Annotated in this window: 18 protein-coding genes; 10 read left to right on the top strand and 8 right to left on the bottom strand. The window is 61.0% G+C overall.

Annotation, left to right across the window (positions count from 1 at the left end; translation table 11 throughout):
* Window positions 1–76: 76 nt before the first annotated feature.
* From fepC to fepD, 3 genes are read right to left on the bottom strand one after another with little or no spacing between them, the layout of a single operon-like run.
* Window positions 77–877 (bottom strand): iron-enterobactin ABC transporter ATP-binding protein, encoded by an 801-nt coding sequence (gene fepC, locus AC3WS9_RS15980; RefSeq protein ID WP_492489266.1) that lies wholly within the window; start codon window positions 875–877, stop codon window positions 77–79.
* Window positions 874–1866: an iron-enterobactin ABC transporter permease gene (gene fepG, locus AC3WS9_RS15975; protein ID WP_492489264.1), complete on the bottom strand. Its 993-nt coding sequence runs from the start codon at window positions 1864–1866 to the stop codon at window positions 874–876. The genes fepC and fepG overlap by 4 nt, the downstream gene beginning before the upstream one ends.
* Window positions 1863–2867, bottom strand: coding sequence for a Fe(3+)-siderophore ABC transporter permease (gene fepD, locus AC3WS9_RS15970; RefSeq protein WP_492489262.1), 1005 nt, complete (start codon window positions 2865–2867; stop codon window positions 1863–1865). Before fepD ends, fepG begins: the two co-directional genes overlap by 4 nt.
* Before the next feature lie 111 nt (window positions 2868–2978).
* On the opposite strand from fepD, the gene entS reads away from it, so the two are divergent.
* The gene (gene entS, locus AC3WS9_RS15965) at window positions 2979–4214 is read left to right on the top strand and encodes an enterobactin transporter EntS (RefSeq protein WP_285146670.1); all 1236 of its coding nucleotides are present in this window, start codon (window positions 2979–2981) and stop codon (window positions 4212–4214) included.
* A gap of 106 nt (window positions 4215–4320) precedes the next feature.
* On the opposite strand, the gene fepB is transcribed toward entS, so the two are convergent.
* Window positions 4321–5280 carry a Fe2+-enterobactin ABC transporter substrate-binding protein gene (gene fepB, locus AC3WS9_RS15960; RefSeq protein WP_492489260.1) on the bottom strand — a complete coding sequence of 320 codons (960 nt, stop codon included), beginning with the start codon at window positions 5278–5280 and terminating at the stop codon, window positions 4321–4323.
* A gap of 187 nt (window positions 5281–5467) precedes the next feature.
* On the opposite strand from fepB, the gene entC reads away from it, so the two are divergent.
* The 7 genes from entC to AC3WS9_RS15925 all read left to right on the top strand — a co-directional run bounded on the left by entC (window position 5468) and on the right by AC3WS9_RS15925 (window position 12948).
* Complete coding sequence (entC, locus tag AC3WS9_RS15955) at window positions 5468–6643, top strand: isochorismate synthase EntC (RefSeq protein WP_285153468.1); 1176 nt, start codon at window positions 5468–5470, stop codon at window positions 6641–6643.
* Between the two features lie 9 nt (window positions 6644–6652).
* On the top strand, window positions 6653–8263 hold the full coding sequence (entE, locus tag AC3WS9_RS15950; RefSeq protein WP_492489258.1) for a (2,3-dihydroxybenzoyl)adenylate synthase EntE: 1611 nt from the start codon (window positions 6653–6655) through the stop codon (window positions 8261–8263).
* A gap of 10 nt (window positions 8264–8273) precedes the next feature.
* Entirely contained in the window at window positions 8274–9128 is an 855-nt protein-coding gene (locus tag AC3WS9_RS15945; RefSeq protein ID WP_282493829.1) for an isochorismatase, read from the top strand.
* A complete protein-coding gene (gene entA / locus AC3WS9_RS15940; RefSeq protein ID WP_285157602.1) occupies window positions 9128–9883 on the top strand; it encodes a 2,3-dihydro-2,3-dihydroxybenzoate dehydrogenase EntA in 756 nt (251 codons plus the stop codon). Before AC3WS9_RS15945 ends, entA begins: the two co-directional genes overlap by 1 nt.
* Window positions 9884–10297, top strand: a complete 414-nt coding sequence (gene entH / locus AC3WS9_RS15935; protein WP_012016530.1) for a proofreading thioesterase EntH — start codon at window positions 9884–9886, stop codon at window positions 10295–10297.
* Between the two features lie 244 nt (window positions 10298–10541).
* On the top strand, window positions 10542–12647 hold the full coding sequence (gene cstA / locus AC3WS9_RS15930; protein WP_100777264.1) for a pyruvate/proton symporter CstA: 2106 nt from the start codon (window positions 10542–10544) through the stop codon (window positions 12645–12647).
* Between the two features lie 103 nt (window positions 12648–12750).
* Window positions 12751–12948 (top strand): YbdD/YjiX family protein, encoded by a 198-nt coding sequence (locus tag AC3WS9_RS15925; protein ID WP_492489256.1) that lies wholly within the window; start codon window positions 12751–12753, stop codon window positions 12946–12948.
* Here AC3WS9_RS15925 and AC3WS9_RS15920 read toward each other — a convergent pair.
* The 4 genes from AC3WS9_RS15920 to AC3WS9_RS15905 form a co-directional block, all read right to left on the bottom strand.
* A complete protein-coding gene (locus AC3WS9_RS15920; RefSeq protein ID WP_492489254.1) occupies window positions 12945–13349 on the bottom strand; it encodes a helix-turn-helix domain-containing protein in 405 nt (134 codons plus the stop codon). The two genes, AC3WS9_RS15925 and AC3WS9_RS15920, sit on opposite strands and share 4 nt — an antisense overlap.
* The gene (locus AC3WS9_RS15915; protein WP_492489253.1) at window positions 13324–13626 is read right to left on the bottom strand and encodes a type II toxin-antitoxin system RelE family toxin; all 303 of its coding nucleotides are present in this window, start codon (window positions 13624–13626) and stop codon (window positions 13324–13326) included. Before AC3WS9_RS15915 ends, AC3WS9_RS15920 begins: the two co-directional genes overlap by 26 nt.
* A gap of 190 nt (window positions 13627–13816) precedes the next feature.
* Window positions 13817–14560, bottom strand: coding sequence for an SDR family NAD(P)-dependent oxidoreductase (locus tag AC3WS9_RS15910; protein WP_285146658.1), 744 nt, complete (start codon window positions 14558–14560; stop codon window positions 13817–13819).
* 55 nt (window positions 14561–14615) lie between these two features.
* Window positions 14616–15704 (bottom strand): oxidoreductase, encoded by a 1089-nt coding sequence (locus AC3WS9_RS15905; RefSeq protein WP_492489251.1) that lies wholly within the window; start codon window positions 15702–15704, stop codon window positions 14616–14618.
* A 162-nt stretch (window positions 15705–15866) separates the two neighbouring features.
* Between AC3WS9_RS15905 and AC3WS9_RS15900 the strand changes: the two genes are divergently transcribed.
* Together AC3WS9_RS15900 and AC3WS9_RS15895 are read left to right on the top strand one after the other, a co-directional pair.
* Window positions 15867–17369, top strand: coding sequence for a sugar ABC transporter ATP-binding protein (locus tag AC3WS9_RS15900; protein WP_492489249.1), 1503 nt, complete (start codon window positions 15867–15869; stop codon window positions 17367–17369).
* Window positions 17366–18361 (top strand): ABC transporter permease, encoded by a 996-nt coding sequence (locus AC3WS9_RS15895; RefSeq protein WP_102104200.1) that lies wholly within the window; start codon window positions 17366–17368, stop codon window positions 18359–18361. The genes AC3WS9_RS15900 and AC3WS9_RS15895 overlap by 4 nt, the downstream gene beginning before the upstream one ends.
* The last annotated feature ends 22 nt before the right edge of the window (window positions 18362–18383 follow it).

Below are 18383 nucleotides of genomic sequence, written 5' to 3'. Positions count from 1 at the left end.
CTCACCCTAACCCTCTCCCACAGGGAGAGGGGACTCGGACTCCCTCTCCCTTTGGGAGAGGGGCGGGGTGAGGGGATCAAACCGCACGTTTCCCCAACGGCACCACCAGCGGCGTTCCCGCCACCGGGTCGTCAATAATCATGCAGCGCATCCCGTAGATCCGCTCGATAAGCTCTGGCGTCACGATCTCCTTCGGCGCGCCCTCCGCCACAATCTTCCCGTCGCGCAGCGCGATCAGATGTGTGGCATACCGGCACGCCTGATTCAGATCGTGCAGCACCGCCGCCAGCGTATAGCCCTGGGTGCGGTTCAGATCGCTCAATAATTCCAGCAGATCAATCTGATGGCTGATATCCAGCCAGGTCGTCGGCTCGTCGAGCAGCATGATCGCTGTTTCCTGCGCCAGCACCATCGCAATCCACGCGCGCTGTCGCTGGCCGCCGGAGAGGGTATCGACGCTTTGCCTTGCCAGATCGGTGATCCCCGTGGCCTGCATCGCGCGGGCCACGGCCTCTTCGTCCTCTTTCCGCCAACGGGTAAACAGCGGCTGATGCGGGTAACGCCCGCGCGCGACCAGCTCCTGCACGGTGATATCCCCCGGCGTGGTGGCGTTTTGCGCCAGCAGTCCAATCCGGCGCGCCACCTCTTTGCTGGCGTAACTCTGGATCTGCTCCCCGTCGAGAAACACGCTGCCGTGCTGGGGCGTCATCAGACGGCTCAGGGTGCGCAGCAGGGTCGATTTTCCGCAGCCGTTCGGGCCGATGATCGCCGTGAAATGGCCGTCGGGAATCGACACGGTCAGCTCGTCGACCACGATTTTTTTACCGTAGCCGAGGGTCAGTTTTTCGCCGCGCAAGCGGGACGTAATGGCATTCATTTCTTGCGGGACTCCTGGACTAACAAGACGATGAGGTAAATCCCGCCAAGGCTGACGGTCACCACACCCACCGGAAGTTGATAAGGCATAAAGAGCTGTTGCGCGCAGAGATCGGCGGCCAGCAACAGCAGCGCGCCGCACAGGGCCGACTGGGTCAGGCCCCAGCGCGCGGTGCCGCTGATGCGTCGTGCGATGTGCGGCGCGACCAGGGCAATAAACGAAATCGGCCCGGCGATGGCGGTGGAGGCGGCGGTTAACACCACCGCGACCAGCATCAGCGTCAGGCGCGAACGCTCAACGCTCACGCCCAGTGCGCAGGCGCTGTCGTCGCCCATCTCCAGCAGGCGCATTCTGCGCACCAGCAGCCAGGCACAGACCATCATCAGAGCGATAATCGGCGTGGCGGGCAGGGTTTTGGCCCACGTCAGGCCGTTGAGCGAACCCGCATTCCACAGCCCGGCGGAAAGGGACGTCTCTAACGAGGCGTGCAGCAGAAGCCAGGTGTTAAACGCCATCAGCATGGCGCGAATGCCGATGCCGATAATGATCAGGCGGAAGGTTTCGATGCCGTTGCGCCAGGCGAGCAGCCAGACGACAAGCGATGTCAAAATCCCGCCCGCCATCGCCGCAAAAGCAATCGCCGTGAGATGCTGACCAAACAGCACCATCGCCACCAGCACGCCGCTCCACGCCCCGGTGTTGAAGCCCATCACGTCCGGGCTGCCGAGGGGGTTGCGCAGCAGCGACTGGAAAATCGCGCCGCTCACGCCGAGCGCTGCGCCGACCAGGATCGCCATCACCACGCGCGGCAAGCGCCACTCAGTCACCACCATAGTGATGTTGCGCGGCGCGCTGCCGGTGAGCGCGTTAAACACCTGGCTGAAATCGAGGGTCACCGCGCCGCTGCGCAGGCTCCAGACCGCAATCAGCAGGCTGGCGGCGACCAGCAGCAGGCAGGAGAAGACTAAACGTCGGGACGGGGCCATCACAGGGCACCTCCGCGCTGGCGACGTACCAGGAAGATCAGCACCGGCGCGCCAATAAAGGCGCTAACCACTGAGACGCGCAGCTCACCCGGCACCAGCACGCGCCCGATGATATCGGCAAACAATAGCAGGGTCGGGGTGGCGAGTAGGGTGACCGGCAGGGACCAGCGGTGATCGGACCCGACAATCCAGCGCGCCATGTGCGGCATCATCAGGCCGATAAACGCAATCGGACCGACGACGGCGGTGGCGCTGCCGCACAGCACGGTGATCGCCAGTAAACCCATCAGCTGCGTGCGTGCGACGCGGCTGCCGAGCGCGGTGGCGGTGTCCGTTCCGAGGCTCAGGCTGTTCAGCGCCCGGCTGGAAAAAAGCGCCACGGCGGCGGCGATCAGCACCGGAATAGTGACGACTTTCAGGGTTTGCAGCGTGCGGATATCAAGCGTTCCCGCCTGCCAGAAACGCAGTTGATCCCAGACGTCCGGGTTGAGCAGGGCGATGCCGGAGGATAAGCCTTCGAGCACCGCGCCGAGCGCCACGCCCGCCAGGGTCAGGCGCACCGGGCTGAGCTGTCCGCCGCCCTGGCTGCCGGTGAACGCCACCAGCAGCGCCGCGGCCAGCGCGCCGCAGAAGGCCATCAGCAGTTGTTCCGTGGGGGAGGAAAATCCAAACAGCGCCGCGCCGAGAACGATGGCGAAACTGGCCCCGGCGTTAACGCCGAGAATACCGGGGTCGGCGAGGGGGTTGCGGGTCAGGGTTTGCATCAGCGCCCCGGCGAGGCCGAGCGCGGCACCGGCCAGCAGCCCGGCAAGGGTGCGCGGCAGTCGGGCGTCGAGCACAATAATGCAGTCTGCGCTCTGGCAGGTGCCGGACAGGGCATCGACGATCGTGGACGCGGGCAGCGGTTTCGCGCCGACCAGCAGGCTGAGTGCTACAGCAAGAAATAGCAGTATCAATAATACGGGCACGGCAGTGGCGCGCACCGTCAAAGGGGAAGACGACATAGCAACATCCATGATTTGATAATGATAGTAATTATCGTTATCTATCTTATTTGGCTATGTTAGCATGTGCCGCCATGGAATTGGTAGAAAGTTAGATTTGAAGGCATTGTTATGACTAAACAATCCTGGCTGCTCAACCTCAGCCTGCTCAGGACCCACCCGGCGTTTCGCGCGGTGTTTATCGCCCGTTTTATCTCCATTTTATCCCTCGGCCTGCTGGGCGTTGCCGTCCCGGTTCAGATCCAGGCCATGACGAACTCCAGCTGGCTGGTCGGTCTTTCGGTCACCCTGACGGGCAGCGCGATGTTTATCGGCCTGATGGTCGGCGGCGTGCTGGCGGACCGTTACGAGCGCAAAAAGCTGATCCTGCTGGCGCGCGGCACCTGCGGCGTGGGTTTCGTCGGGCTGTGCCTGAACGCCATGCTGCCGGAGCCGTCACTTGTCGCGATCTATGCGCTCGGTTTGTGGGACGGTTTCTTTGCCTCGCTGGGCGTGACGGCGCTGCTGGCGGCAACGCCTGCGCTGGTCGGGCGTGAGAATCTGATGCAGGCCGGGGCGATCACCATGCTCACCGTGCGTCTGGGGTCGGTCATTTCCCCGATGGTCGGCGGCCTGCTGCTGGCGACCGGGAACGTGGCCTGGAACTACGGCCTGGCGGCGGCGGGGACCTTTATCACCACGCTGACCTTGCTGCGTTTGCCGCTGCTGCCCCCTCCGCCGCAGCCGCGCGAGCACCCGCTGAAATCCCTGATGGCGGCGATCCGTTTTCTGTTCAGCAATCCGCTGATCGGCGGCATTGCGCTGCTGGGCGGGCTGCTGACGATGGCGAGCGCGGTGCGCGTGCTTTATCCGGCGCTGGCGCTGGAGTGGCAAATGAGCGCCTCGCAGATTGGTCTGCTGTACGCGGCCATCCCGCTCGGCGCGGCGTTTGGCGCGCTGACCAGCGGTAATCTGGCGCAGAGTGCGCGTCCGGGGCTGATTATGCTTTCGGCCACGCTGGCGTCCTTTATCGCCATCGGCTTCTTCAGCCTGATGCCGTTCTGGGCGCTGGGCGTGGTGTGTCTGGCGCTGTTTGGCTGGCTGAGCGCCATCAGTTCTCTGCTGCAATACACCCTGATTCAGACCCAGACGCCGGAAGGGATGCTTGGGCGGATCAACGGCCTGTGGACCGCGCAGAACGTGACGGGTGATGCGATTGGTGCGGCGATTTTAGGCGGGCTGGGGGTGATCATGACCCCGGTGGCGTCGGCGAGCAGCAGCGGGTTTGTATTAGCCATCATCGGGGTGATTTTGTTGATGACGTTGGCGGAGTTGCGCCGGTTTCGTCAGGAGCCCGCCACGGTTTAAACCGGTGGACATTGCCGGGTGGCGGCTTCGCCTTACCCGGCCTACAAAACCCGTAACGACACGAAACGTAGGCCCGGTAAGGCGTAGCCGCCACCGGGCGCAGCGGTTATCCAAACACCGCACTCAGCCTCTGCAACACCAGCATCGCACTGTAATAATCCAGACGGAATGTCTCCGTCCCGAGCGCCCAGACGCGTTTGTTTTCGACAGACGGCAGGTGCGCCAGCAGCGGATTCGCGTAAATCGCATCGACATCTTTCTGGTCGCCCGCAAACAGGAACAACCCTTGCCCGTTCAGACCCGTCGCCAGGTTTTCACCCCCGAGCTGGATAATATCGTGGCGTTTCCCCTGGCTTTTTGACGTCGTCAGCCCGGCAGGTAAATCAGCCAGCTGGAAACCGAGCTGCTGCAGGAATTTGCCCTGCGCGGATTCTGGCGTCCACAGGTTCGCGCTGTGCGCCGCGGCGGTGTAAACGATAGCGTTGACCGGCTGCGGCGGCAGCTTCATCTGCTGTTTCACCTGCGCGAGCTGCTTATCGAATTCGGCGATGCGCGCGGCGGCCTGCTTCTCCTGCCCGGTGATGGTCCCGAGCTGGGTCAGCAATGCCTGCCAGCTTTTGTCGTCGTAATTAATGACCAGCGTCGGGGCGATAGCCGACAGCTGATCGTACAGCGCCAGCGCAGAATCACCGCCGGTGGCGCTAATCAGGATTAAGTCCGGCATTTGCGCGGCCACGGCTTCGGCGCTCGGTTCGCCGATGTACAGGCGGCTCAGTTTGCGCGTTTTCGCGATATCGCCCCACTGGCGCATAAAGCCCTGCGCATCCGCCACGCGGTTGTTCGGCGTGGTTGCGCCGCTGGCAATGACCGGCGCGTCAATCGCCAGCAGGGAGCCGGTGAGGGTCACGCTGGTGGAGACAATGCGCGTCGGTTTGCTCTCAAGGGTGTGGGTACCCTGGCTGTCGCTCACCTGACGCGGCCAGTCGGCGGCGGTGGCTGAGGTTAGTCCTAAAACAAAAAGTCCTGCTAAAAGCAGGGCGTTACGACAAACAGCGGGGAGTTTCACAAAGCGGCATCCTGTTTTCGTTGAAGTTAATGCTTCTCATTTTCATGAATGCGCCGAAGGGATGCAAGCGATAGTCGCACAAGATGCGCTGTCGGCGGTTGACACCGTCGCGCTCACCGATTAGGTTAGCCATCGAAAATATAAATGATAACTATTCGTAATGCGTTTATCGTTTAAGGAGGATGATATGGATACGTCATTGGCTGAGGAAGTTCAGCACACCGCGACCACGCTGCAATCAGACAGCTTTTTCTTTATGTCGCCTTATCGCAGTTTCACCACGTCAGGCTGTTTTGCCCGCTTTTCTGAATCCGCCGTCGGCGGCGACGATCCGGCTGGTGCCTTCCAGCAAAAACTGGCGCAGGCCTTTCGGCAGGCCAAAGCCCAGGGGATAACGCACCCGATTATGGTCGGCGCGATCCCGTTCGATACCCGCAAACCGTCGTCACTGTTTATTCCGCAAAGCTGGCAAACCTTCTCGCGCCCGGCGCGACAGAAATCCGCGCGCTACCTTCCCGGCGCGCAGGAGCTGACCGTTACCCGACGCACCGAAATCCCATCGCAGCCGATTTTCGAAGAGATGGTGGCCCGCGCCGCCGCGCTCACCGCCACGCCGCAGGTGAATAAAGTGGTGCTCTCGCGCCTGATTGATATCGCCGCCGATCAGAAGATCGACAGCGGGGCGTTGCTTGAGCGTCTGATCGCGCAAAACCCGGCCAGCTTTAACTTCCACGTGCCGCTCGAAGACGGCGGCGTGTTGCTCGGCGCCAGCCCGGAATTGCTGCTGCGCAAAGAGGGGGCGCATTTTAGCTCCCTGCCGCTGGCCGGTTCCGCGCGCCGCCAGCCGGACGACATGCTGGACCGCGAAGCCGGGAACAAACTGCTGGCCTCGGAAAAAGATCGCCACGAGCACGACCTGGTGACTCAGGCGATGAAAACTGTGCTCGAAACGCGCAGCCACCATCTGACCATGCCTTCCTCGCCGCAGCTGGTGACCACGCCGACGCTCTGGCATCTGGCGACGCCGGTCGAAGGCGAAGCGCGCGAGAACGAGAATGCCCTGACGCTGGCCTGCCTGCTGCACCCAACGCCTGCCCTGAGCGGTTTCCCGCATCAGGCGGCGAAACAGCTGATTGCTGAACTCGAGCCGTTCGATCGCGAACTGTTCGGCGGCATCGTCGGCTGGTGCGACAGCGAAGGCAACGGCGAGTGGGTTGTGACGATCCGCTGCGCGCGCATTCATGAAAAAACGGTTCGCCTGTTCGCGGGCGCGGGCATTGTCCCGGCCTCTTCGCCGGTCGGCGAGTGGCGCGAAACCGGGGTGAAACTTTCCACCATGCTCAACGTTTTTGGCCTGCACTGAGGAATCATCATGACCCTTCCCTTTACCCGCTGGCCCGAAGATTTTGCCCGGCGCTACCGTGAAAAAGGCTACTGGCAGGATCTGCCCCTGACCGACATTTTGACCCGCCACGCCGACCGCGACGCGACGGCGATTATCGACGGCGAGCGCCAGTACACGTATCGCCAGTTCCATCAGGCGGTCAACAATCTGGCGTCCGCATTGCAGGCGCAGGGCGTGAAGCGCGGTGAGACGGCGCTGGTGCAGCTCGGCAATGTCGCCGAGTTTTACGTTACCTTCTTTGCGCTGCTGCAGGTGGGCGTGGCGCCCGTCAATGCCCTGTTCAGCCATCAGCGCAGCGAGCTGAACGCCTACGCCACGCAGATTGAACCTGCGCTGCTGATTGCCGACAGGCAGCACGCCCTGTTTGCGGGCGATGAGTTCCTCAATACCTTTGTCGACCAGCACCGCTCCGTGCGCGTGGTGCTGCTGCGCGGTGATACGGGCGAACACGCCCTGGAAGCGGCGATAGCGCGCCCGGCGGATAACTTTATCGCCAGCCCAACGCCCGCCGACGAAGTGGCGTTTTTCCAGCTCTCCGGCGGCAGCACCGGCACGCCGAAGCTGATCCCGCGCACCCACAATGACTACTACTACAGCATTCGCCGCAGCAACGAGATTTGCGCCATCAACAGCCAGACGCGCTACCTGAACGCGCTGCCTGCCGCGCATAACTACGCGATGAGTTCCCCTGGCTCGCTGGGCGTGTTCCTTGCGGGCGGTTGCGTGGTGCTGGCGAACGATCCAAGCGCGACGCTCTGTTTTCCCCTGATTGAAAAGCATCAGATCAACGTCACCTCGCTGGTGCCCCCGGCGGTCAGCCTGTGGTTGCAGGCGATTGCCGAAGGGGCGGGCAACGCCCAGCTCGCGTCGCTGGCATTGTTACAGGTGGGCGGCGCGCGCTTGTCTGCGACCCTTGCCGCGCGGATCCCGGCGGAGATCGGCTGCCAGCTACAGCAGGTGTTTGGCATGGCGGAAGGGCTGGTGAACTACACCGCGCTTGACGATTCGCCAGAAAAAATCATGAACACCCAGGGCCGTCCGATGTGTCCGGACGACGAAGTGTGGGTCGCGGATGAGCACGGTAATCCGCTGCCGCGCGGCGAAGTCGGACGCCTGATGACGCGCGGGCCGTACACCTTCCGCGGCTATTTCAAGAGCCCGGAGCACAACGCCAGCGCCTTTGACGCCGACGGCTTCTACTGCTCGGGCGATCTGATCGCCATCGACGAGCAGGGTTACATCACCGTTCAGGGGCGTGAGAAAGATCAGATTAACCGCGGGGGCGAGAAGATCGCCGCCGAAGAGATCGAAAACCTGCTCCTGCGCCACGAGGCGGTGATCCATGCGGCGCTCGTCAGCATGGAAGACAGCCTGCTGGGCGAGAAAAGCTGCGCGTATCTGGTGGTGAAAACTCCGCTGCGGGCGGTGGACGTGCGGCGTTTTCTGCGCGAGCAGGGCGTGGCGGATTTCAAGCTGCCGGATCGCGTGGAGAGCGTGGATGCGCTGCCGCTGACGCCGGTAGGAAAAGTGGACAAGAAACAATTGCGCCTGTGGCTGGCTGAACGCGCCCAGGGCTGAGGAGTGAAACATGGCAATTCCAAAATTAACCGGTTATGCGCTGCCAACGGCGGCCGAACTGCCAAACAACAAAGTGAGCTGGGCGTTTGAGCCGGAGCGCGCGGCGCTGCTGATCCACGATATGCAGGAATACTTCCTCAACTTCTGGGGCGACAACTGCCCGATGATGGAGCAAGTAGTGGCGAACATCGCCGCGCTTCGCGAGTACTGCAAAAAGCACAACATTCCGGTCTATTACACCGCCCAGCCGAAAGAGCAGAGCGATGAAGATCGCGCCCTGCTGAACGACATGTGGGGACCGGGCCTGACCCGTTCTCCGGAGCAGCAGCGCATTGTCGCCGAACTGGCCCCTGACGAAGCCGATACCGTGCTGGTGAAGTGGCGCTACAGCGCGTTCCACCGCTCGCCGCTGGAGCAGATGCTCAAAGAGACGGGCCGTAATCAGCTGCTGATCACCGGTGTTTATGCCCATATCGGCTGCATGACCACCGCCACCGATGCGTTTATGCGCGATATCAAACCCTTCTTCATCGCCGATGCGCTGGCCGATTTCAGCCGCGAAGAGCACCTGATGTCCCTCAACTACGTGGCGGGTCGTACCGGTCGCGTGGTGATGACCGACGAACTGCTGCCGTCCGTACCGGCAAGCAAAGAGGCTTTGCGCGCGGTGGTGCTGCCGCTGCTGGATGAATCCGACGAGCCGATGGATGACGAGAACCTGATCGATTACGGTCTGGACTCTGTGCGCATGATGGCGCTCGCCGCCCGCTGGCGCAAAGTGCATGGCGATATCGACTTTGTGATGCTGGCGAAAAATCCGACCATTGATGCCTGGTGGGCGCTGCTCTCCCGCGAGGTGAAGTGATGGCCGGGTTTGATTTCACGGGTAAAACCGTCTGGGTGACCGGGGCCGGAAAGGGCATCGGTTACGCTACGGCGCAGGCCTTTGCCGAGGCGGGCGCGCGGGTGACTGGTTTTGATCTCGCATTCCCGGAGCAGGAATATCCCTTCGCCACTGAAGTGCTGAACGTGGCGGACGCCACCCAGGTGAGCGACGTCTGCGGGCGCGTGCTGGCGACTGTCGAGCGCCTCGACGTGCTGGTGAACGCGGCAGGGATTTTGCGCATGGGCGCGACGGATCAGCTCTCGCAGGACGACTGGCAGCAGACTTTTGCCGTCAACGTCGGCGGGGCGTTTAACCTGTTCCAGCAGACGATGGGCCAGTTCCGCCGCCAGCAGGGCGGGGCGATTGTCACCGTCGCGTCTGACGCGGCGCACACCCCGCGCATCGGCATGAGCGCGTACGGTGCATCGAAAGCGGCGCTGAAAAGCCTGGCGCTGACCGTCGGGCTAGAGCTGGCGGGCAGCGGCGTGCGTTGCAATATTGTCTCGCCGGGGTCGACGGATACGGACATGCAGCGCACCCTGTGGGTGAGCGATGACGCCGAGCAGCAGCGCATTCGCGGGTTTGGCGAGCAGTTTAAGCTCGGTATTCCGCTCGGCAAGATTGCGCGTCCGCATGAAATTGCCAACACCATTCTGTTCCTCGCCTCGGATCTCGCCAGCCACATCACGCTGCAGGATATTGTGGTCGACGGCGGCTCAACCCTGGGGGCGTAGATGATCTGGAAACGTCATTTGTCCCTTGAAGAGCTGAACGCCACCAGTCTGAACACCATGGTGGCGCATCTTGGGATGGTTTACACCCGTATCGGTGACGATACCCTCGAAGCCGAAATGCCGGTGGATGCACGGACGCATCAGCCGTTTGGTCTGCTGCACGGCGGAGCATCGGCGGCGCTGGCGGAGACGCTCGGTTCGATGGCCGGTTTTCTGATGACCCGCGACGGGCAAAACGTGGTGGGAACGGAGTTGAATGCCACCCATCATCGCGCCGTGTCGCAGGGGAAAGTGCGCGGCGTGTGCCAGCCGTTGCACCTGGGGCGGCAGAACCAGAGCTGGGAGATTGTGGTGTTCGACGAGCAGGGACGGCGGTGTTGTACCTGTCGGTTAAGCACGATGGTGTTGGGGTAGGTTTTGTGCCCGCCTGTTTGTCGGGTGGCGGCTGCGCCTTACCCGACCTACAAAATCCCCGAATGTAGGCCCGTTAAGCGTTAGCGCCACCGGGCAATCCCCCCGCGAAGGTGATCTCCGTAACAATGTCGCGTAAATATCTGGTTTGACCACGCATTATTGAGTTTCAAAGTTGTTAAATTTTAAGCCGTGATCTAGAAACAAAATGTAACATCTCACTGTTTCACGCTAACGGAAAACAACTATGAACAACTCAGGGAAATACCTCATCTGGGCCGTGCTCTCCGTTGTGGGCGCATTCGCTCTGGGCTATATCGCCCTCAATCGTGGTGAACAGATCAATGCGCTATGGATTGTCGTCGCTTCCGTCTGCATTTATCTGATCGCGTATCGTTTCTATGGCCGTTTTATTGCCGACAAAGTGCTGGCGGTCGACGGCACGCGCATGACGCCTGCGGTTCGTCATAACGACGGGCTGGACTATGTGCCTACCGATAAAAAAGTGCTGTTCGGTCACCACTTCGCCGCGATTGCCGGGGCGGGGCCGTTGGTCGGGCCGGTGCTGGCCGCGCAGATGGGCTATCTGCCTGGGATGATCTGGATCCTCGCGGGTGTGGTGCTGGCCGGTGCGGTGCAGGACTTCATGGTGCTGTTTGTCTCCACCCGCCGCGACGGGCGCTCGCTCGGTGAGCTGGTGAAAGAGGAGATGGGTGCCACGGCCGGGGTGATCGCGCTGATCGCCACCTTTATGATCATGGTGATCATTCTGGCGGTGCTGGCGATGATCGTGGTGAAAGCCCTGACCCACAGTCCGTGGGGCACTTACACCGTGGCCTTCACCATTCCGCTGGCGATTTTCATGGGGATCTACATTCGTTATATCCGCCCAGGGCGTATCGGTGAAGTGTCGGTGATTGGCCTGTTCTTCCTGGTCTTCGCGATTATCTCCGGCGGCTGGGTGGCGGAAAGCCCAACCTGGGCGCCGTACTTTGACTTTACCGGCGTGCAGCTGACCTGGATGCTGGTGGGCTACGGTTTTGTGGCGGCGGTGCTGCCGGTCTGGCTGCTGCTGGCCCCGCGCGATTACCTCTCTACTTTCCTGAAAATCGGCACCATTGTCGGTCTGGCGATCGGCATTCTGATCATGCGTCCGACCCTGACCATGCCAGCTCTGACCAAATTCATCGACGGCACCGGCCCGGTCTGGACCGGCAACCTGTTCCCGTTCCTGTTTATCACCATTGCCTGCGGGGCGGTGTCTGGCTTCCACGCGCTGATTGCTTCCGGGACTACGCCGAAAATGCTGGCCAATGAAAATCAGGCCTGCCTGATTGGCTATGGCGGCATGCTGATGGAGTCCTTCGTGGCGATTATGGCGCTGGTCTCGGCCTGCATCATCGATCCGGGCGTGTACTTTGCGATGAACAGCCCGATGGCGGTGCTGGCTCCGGCCGGAACCGTTGACGTAGTGGCCTCTGCGGCACAGGTAGTGAGCGGCTGGGGCTTCGCGATTACCCCGGAAACCCTGACGCACATTGCGAACGAAGTGGGGGAACAATCGATCATCTCTCGCGCGGGCGGTGCGCCGACGCTGGCGGTGGGGATGGCGTATATCCTTCACGGCGCGCTCGGCGGGCTGATGGATGTGTCGTTCTGGTATCACTTCGCGATTCTGTTCGAAGCGCTGTTTATCCTCACGGCGGTCGATGCCGGGACGCGTGCGGCGCGCTTTATGCTCCAGGATTTGCTCGGGGTGATCTCCCCGAATCTGAAGCGCACCGATTCCCTGCCCGCCAACCTGCTGGCAACGGCGCTGTGCGTGCTGGCGTGGGGCTATTTCCTTCATCAGGGGGTCGTGGATCCGCTCGGTGGGATTAACACCCTGTGGCCGTTGTTCGGTATCGCCAACCAGATGCTGGCCGGCATGGCGCTGATGCTTTGCGCGGTGGTGCTGTTCAAGATGAAACGCCAGCGTTACGCGTGGGTGGCACTGCTGCCAACGGCGTGGCTGCTGATCTGTACGCTCACCGCGGGCTGGCAGAAAGCGTTTAGCCCGGATAATAAAGTCGGCTTCCTCGCGATTGCCAATAAGTTCCAGGCGATGATCGACAGCGGCAAAATCCCGGCGCAGTACACGGAGTCGCAGCTCTCGCAGCTGGTGTTTAACAACCGTCTGGATGCCGGGCTGACCATCTTCTTTATGGTGGTGGTTGTGGTGCTGGCGTTGTACTCTCTGAAGACCGCGCTGGCGGCGCTGAAAGAAGACAAGCCGACCGCGAAAGAGACGCCGTACGAGCCGATGCCGGAAAACCTGGATGAGATTGTGGTTCAGGCAAAAGGGGCGCATTAACAAAACCATGTCGGGTGGCGCTAACGCTTACCCGACCTACGCTTCTTATCCCCCTCTCCCTTTGGGAGAGGGTCGGGGTGAGGGGACAACACGAGAATCAACCATGTTCGATACCCTATCCAAAGCAGGGAAATACCTCGGCCAGGCGGCCAAAATGATGATTGGTGTGCCGGATTACGACAACTATGTCGAACATATGCGCGTCACGCATCCGGACCAGACGCCGATGACCTACGAGGCGTTTTTCCGCGATCGTCAGGACGCCCGTTACGGCAGCAAAGGCGGGGCGAAGTGCTGTTAACCCTCTTTCGGGAAGTAAAGGCTGATTTGTTCCTGGGTGCAGCCGTAAATAGCGGCGAGCTTTTCGCGGGTACGTTTTTGCGGGCGGGAGTCCAGCGCTTCGAGCTGTGAAACGGCGGACTGGCTGATGCCCAGTTTGTCGGCCACTTCCTGCTGGGATAAGCCGCGCAGAATGCGCCAGGCGGCTTGCAGGCTGACGTTTTCTTTGTCCATCACGTTGCAAACCTCACCGGGAAGCCCGACATCATCATAGATATCGTGTTCGCATTCGATATCCTCCAGATCGTCATCGGTTTCATCGTCGAATTCTGATAGCTGCAAACACATACGAAAGTACTCTTTATAGGGGATCACGGCGTACTGCGGATTCCCTTCGCTATCTTTGATAATTTGAACGGCCATAAGGTACGATTTCCTCGTGTAGATAGTTGGTCGACGTTCTGCGTTTCACGGAGATGATGTAGCACTCATCCTGCTCTTCGCCGCGCATTGTGAAGATGATCCGATAATCACCCACCCGCATACGGTAGTGGTTGTCGGGTGTCGTCATTTTTCTGATATCGGGCCTGGGCGCGGAGCGATCGTTGATATCAGAAAATTTCGCTTTTATTCGTTCCCGATACCTGGCGTCGATTTTGCTCAACTCTTTTTTCGCCACATTCGACCAGACAACCCTCATCTGTTCCTCCACTTTACACCCCCACTCTTTATAAGGAAATAATAAGACTATTAGACAAATTCTGAATTTCTTATACGTCACTCTAGAGCGCGGGATTTTACGGCGAAAGGGGCAAAACGAAGGGTGTCGAGGCGGCTCGCAAGCGCCTCTGTCAGGCGACAGAGGCGTGCAAAAAATGTGGAAGCAGGATTCAGGCGTTTAACCCTCCATCCACGTCCAGACCGGTGCCGGAGATCTGCCCGGCGGCTGGGCTTGCCAGGAAGGTGACCGCCGCCGCGATATCTTCCGGCTGGCCGTAATGACCGGTGGCAATCAGCTGGCGCTGAGAGTCGGCCTGCTCGCCATCTTCCGGATTCATGTCGCTGTTGGTCGGGCCGGGATGGACCAGATTGACAGTAATTCCGCGCGGACCCAGATCGCGGGCCAGACCGCGAGTCAGGGAGTTAAGCGCCGATTTGGTCATGGAGTAGACGGAGATTCCCGGCTGGGCGACACGGTTGGCGAGACAGCTGCCGATATTGATGATGCGTCCGCCGTCAGAGAGATGAACGAGTGCGGCCTGAGTGGCGATGACCACACCGCGGATGTTGACGTTGATCAGGGCATCGATATCCGCCAGCGTCATGGACTCCAGCGGGCCGCCGCGCGCAATCCCGGCGTTGTTGACCAGAATATCCAGCCCACCCAGGGTTCGCGCCGCATGAGTCACGGCATCCTGAATGGCCTGTGCGCTGGCGCTGTCAGCCTGAATCGCCTCGCTGTGACGGCCAAGTGCGGCGATCTCATCGGCGACGGCCTGAGCTTTGTCGGCGGATTTTTCATACGTAATAACCACGTCAGCCCCGGCCCGGGCTAATGACAGCGCAATCGCACGCCCCAAACCACGACTGGCACCGGTAACCAGCGCCTTCTTACCCGTTAAATCAATCTGCATGATGACCTCGTTGAGAGTGGTGAGAATCATCATTAGGTATAGACGGTCGGGGCGATTAGCGGCTGAAGTTTTCCACCTTCACCAGCGCAGCGTAAAGCGTCTCTGGCGTAAGGGTCACCGGCAGGAAGTGGATCGACTCCACCGGGCGCAGCGTGTGGGCGATCACCTTATCCAGCTCGGCGCGATTGTGGATATCCACGTCCAGTTCACGCAGGGTTGTCGGCAGATGAAAACGCTGATACGCCGCGATTAACTGCGTGAGAACGTCGTCCTGACCGAGCAGGGCGCTCTGTACCAGAATGCCGTAGGCGACTTTGGTGCCGTGGAGGAATTTGTCGGTCTGCGGCAGCACCGTTAACCCGTTGTGCACCGCATGCGCCGCTGCCACGCGGGTGTAACGCTCGCCCAGCCCGCCGACCATCCCGCCGCCGGCAATAATGGCGTCGACCACATCGCGAAACGCCTGGGTCTGCTCGCCACGAGCCTGATCCGCCAGCGCTTGTTCGCTGCTCTCCAGCAGCACGTCGCGGATCGCCAGCGCGCCGTTGATGCCGAGCCGCACCGTCAGCGACAGCTCTTCCGGTTTCGGGGCCAGCACCACCGCTTCGTACCATTTCGCCAGCGTATCGCCGATCCCTGCCAGCAGATACTCCGCCGGGGCGTTGAGGATAATTTGCGGCTCGACCAGTACCAGGAAGTTGGCGTCATCGAAAATCTCAAACTGCAGCGCCTGACCGGCGTCGTTGTACCACACGGAGAGCGGCGTCCAGGCCGCGCAGGTGGCGGCAATCGTCGGAATGCCGACGAATGGCGCACCCAGCCGACGCGCCACCGCTTTGACCGTGTCGAGCACCGCGCCGCCGCCCACGCCGATCACCACGCTGACGTCCGAACCCGATTCATTCACCAGATGGGTGACATCGCGCTCGCTGCAGTGGCCTTTAAACAGCAGATGCTTCGCCCCAGGCGCGTTGAAACTCTCCGGCAGGAACGGACGGGCGCCGTCGATGGCGCGTTCGCCGTAGATCCATACCGCACGGGAAAGCTGCTCCGGGGTGAAGAAATCGTTCAGGCGCGCGAGGCTGCCGCTGTGGGAGAAATAGTTTGCCGGGCCGGGTACGACGCGAATATCAGTGTTGCTCATGAGGGTGTCCTTTTTGCGAAGCGCTAACCCGATGTTATGTCTGGACATCCGGATGGCTAATAATATTTCGCTTTATCTTATGCCTTTTCACTCGTTGCCAGTCAACCCCAGCTGTGAAAAATTCCATAAATCAAAATATTAAATGAGAAGGAATGACAGCGGATGGGTTCCAGTCGCCTTGAGATGCGCGGTATCAGCCTGGCCTTTTCCGGCTTTCAGGCGCTGTCACGTGTGGATTTCACCCTGACGGGCGGATCCGTCCATGCGCTGACGGGGGCCAACGGGGCGGGAAAATCAACGCTGATGGCGGTGCTCTGCGGTACGCATGACCACTACGAGGGTGAAATCAGTATTAACAATCAGCCGGTGGGCATCCGCGAGCCGCTGGATGCCAAACAGCTGGGGATTCACCTGGTGCAGCAGGAAGTGGACGTGGCGCTGATCCCGGGGTTAAGCATCGCCGAAAACATCATGCTCGATAATCTGGCGCAGCCGGGTCATCGCTACCGCTGGCGCGCCATTCGCGAGCAGGCGCAGCAGGCCCTGGCGCAGCTGGATGTTTCCCTCAACGTGCGCCGTTCCATCGATAGCTGCACCCTCGCCGAAAAGCAGCAAATTCTGCTGGCGCGGGCCCTGTCGCACCACTGCCGTTTTCTGATCCTCGATGAACCTACCGCGCCGCTGGACGCCCACGAAAGCGAGCGCCTGTTCGCGGTGGTCAAGCGCCTGCAACAGCAGGGCATCGGGGTGGTGTTTATCTCCCATCGCATTCATGAGCTGAAAGCCATCTGCGACACCCTGACGGTGCTGCGCGACGGCAAGCTGATTGAGTCCGGCCCAATGGCGTCGCTCTCGGGCGAAGCCATCGTCGAGAAGATGCTCGGCCACGAGCTGAGCGATATCTACCCGCCAGCGAGGCCGCCGCACAGCGACGAAACCCTGCTGCGCGTGGAAGGACTGCACGACGAAGCACTGCTGAAAGATATCTCCCTGCATCTGCGCAAAGGCGAAATTCTGGGTATCGCAGGGCTTGCCGGAGCGGGAAAAACCGAGCTGTGCAAGGCGCTGTTTGGCGCCTCGAAAAGCCGCGTCGACAGCGGAGAATTAAATCATCAGGCATGGAAACCGCGCGATCCGGCGGATTCGGTGCTGCGCGGGCTGGCGCTGGTGCCGGAAGAGCGGCGCAAAGAGGGGATTTTTATCGACGAGCCGGTGAGCATGAATCTGGCCGTCAGCGCGGATAACAGCTTCTCGCGCTGGAGCCTGTTTGGTCATCGTCAGGCGTGGCGCTGGGCCGAGGAAGTGATTGCCCGTGTCGGCGTGCGGGCGCGTGGGCCAGGGCAGGTTTTGCGCCGTCTGTCGGGCGGGAATCAGCAGAAAGTGGCGATTGGCAAATGGCTGCGCGGTAACGCCAGCGTGCTGATTTTTGACGAGCCGACCAAGGGCGTGGACGTGAAGGCCAAAACCGATCTGTTCCAGCTGATCGACGGTCTGGCGCGCGAAGGCAAAGGGGTGATCTATGCCTCGGGCGAATTCGCTGAGCTGGTGGGGTTGTGCGACCGCATCTGCGTGCTGTGGGACGGGAAGATCGTGGCGGAAATCGCCGGGGCTGAGGCCCGCGAAGAGACATTACTTTATTATTCAACCGGAGGTACGGCGTCGTGAGCAAGGCCCTTTCAGTGAATGCGACGGCGTCGGGCCGTCAGCAGTTTTTCGATTTTCTCTACAAATGGGGCATGTTGCTGACCGTGGTCGCGCTGGTGGCGATTTTTGGCATCGCGTCGGACAACTTCCTCGACCCGTTCAACATCATCAATATCCTGCGATCGATCGCCATTGTGACGGTGATTGCGATTGGGGTGTCGATCTCGCTGACCGTCGGCGGGTTCGATCTCTCCGTCGGTTCAACGGCGTCGCTGGCAAATGCGCTGGTGATTTCGCTCTTCGTCTGGCATGGCTTTGGGACGACCGAGTCGATTCTGATCACCCTCGCGCTCTGTACGCTGGTCGGGCTGTTTAACGCTTTCCTGATTGTCATTCTGCGCATTCCGGACATGCTGGCGACCCTCGCCAGTCTGTTTGTCATTCAGGGCGTGGCGATGACCTACAGCTACGGTGGCTCCATTACCGAAAACATGGTGCTGCCGAGCGGCGACATGGCCGAAGGAACTATTCCGGCGGCGTTCGGCCTGCTCGGCCAGGTGCCGACCATCGTGATCATCATGCTGGTGGTGACGGTACTGGCGCAGCTGGGACTGTCGCTGACCACCCACGGGCGGCGCATGTACGCCATCGGCGGCAACCCGGAAGCGGCGCGCCTGTCCGGCATTCGCACCACGCGCTACAAAGTGGCGGCGTATGTGATCGCCTCTCTGCTGGCCGGTTTAGGCGGGATTTTGCTGGCGTCACGCATTGGATCGTCGCAGGTGAATGCGGGCGGCGGGTATCTGATGGACGCGGTGGCCGCGGCGTGGATTGGCTTCTCGCTGGCCGGTTCCGGCAAGCCTAACGCGCTGGGGACGCTGGTCGGGGCGGTGATTTTAGGTGTGCTCTCCAACGGGCTGGTGATGCTTTCGGTGCCGTATTACGCCATGGACATTATAAAAGGGCTGGTGCTGGCAGTGGCGCTGGCGATTACCTACATACAAAAACGTTAAAACTTAACAACACAACGGGATA

This window comes from Lelliottia sp. EB106-05-01-XG201 (assembly GCF_058791735.1).
Note: the sequence above shows the minus strand (reverse complement) of the source record. Positions and strands in the feature narration are given on the sequence as shown.

What these genes read in the sequence shown, in the direction of transcription:
- fepC (WP_492489266.1), bottom strand. Translation starts at nt 877, where the DNA reads ATGAATGCCATTACGTCCCGCTTGCGCGGCGAAAAACTGACCCTCGGC.
- fepD (WP_492489262.1), bottom strand. Translation starts at nt 2,867, where the DNA reads ATGTCGTCTTCCCCTTTGACGGTGCGCGCCACTGCCGTGCCCGTATTA.
- entS (WP_285146670.1), top strand. Translation starts at nt 2,979, where the DNA reads ATGACTAAACAATCCTGGCTGCTCAACCTCAGCCTGCTCAGGACCCAC.
- entC (WP_285153468.1), top strand. Translation starts at nt 5,468, where the DNA reads ATGGATACGTCATTGGCTGAGGAAGTTCAGCACACCGCGACCACGCTG.
- entE (WP_492489258.1), top strand. Translation starts at nt 6,653, where the DNA reads ATGACCCTTCCCTTTACCCGCTGGCCCGAAGATTTTGCCCGGCGCTAC.
- AC3WS9_RS15945 (WP_282493829.1), top strand. Translation starts at nt 8,274, where the DNA reads ATGGCAATTCCAAAATTAACCGGTTATGCGCTGCCAACGGCGGCCGAA.
- entA (WP_285157602.1), top strand. Translation starts at nt 9,128, where the DNA reads ATGGCCGGGTTTGATTTCACGGGTAAAACCGTCTGGGTGACCGGGGCC.
- entH (WP_012016530.1), top strand. Translation starts at nt 9,884, where the DNA reads ATGATCTGGAAACGTCATTTGTCCCTTGAAGAGCTGAACGCCACCAGT.
- cstA (WP_100777264.1), top strand. Translation starts at nt 10,542, where the DNA reads ATGAACAACTCAGGGAAATACCTCATCTGGGCCGTGCTCTCCGTTGTG.
- AC3WS9_RS15925 (WP_492489256.1), top strand. Translation starts at nt 12,751, where the DNA reads ATGTTCGATACCCTATCCAAAGCAGGGAAATACCTCGGCCAGGCGGCC.
- AC3WS9_RS15920 (WP_492489254.1), bottom strand. Translation starts at nt 13,349, where the DNA reads ATGGCCGTTCAAATTATCAAAGATAGCGAAGGGAATCCGCAGTACGCC.
- AC3WS9_RS15915 (WP_492489253.1), bottom strand. Translation starts at nt 13,626, where the DNA reads ATGAGGGTTGTCTGGTCGAATGTGGCGAAAAAAGAGTTGAGCAAAATC.
- AC3WS9_RS15910 (WP_285146658.1), bottom strand. Translation starts at nt 14,560, where the DNA reads ATGCAGATTGATTTAACGGGTAAGAAGGCGCTGGTTACCGGTGCCAGT.
- AC3WS9_RS15905 (WP_492489251.1), bottom strand. Translation starts at nt 15,704, where the DNA reads ATGAGCAACACTGATATTCGCGTCGTACCCGGCCCGGCAAACTATTTC.
- AC3WS9_RS15900 (WP_492489249.1), top strand. Translation starts at nt 15,867, where the DNA reads ATGGGTTCCAGTCGCCTTGAGATGCGCGGTATCAGCCTGGCCTTTTCC.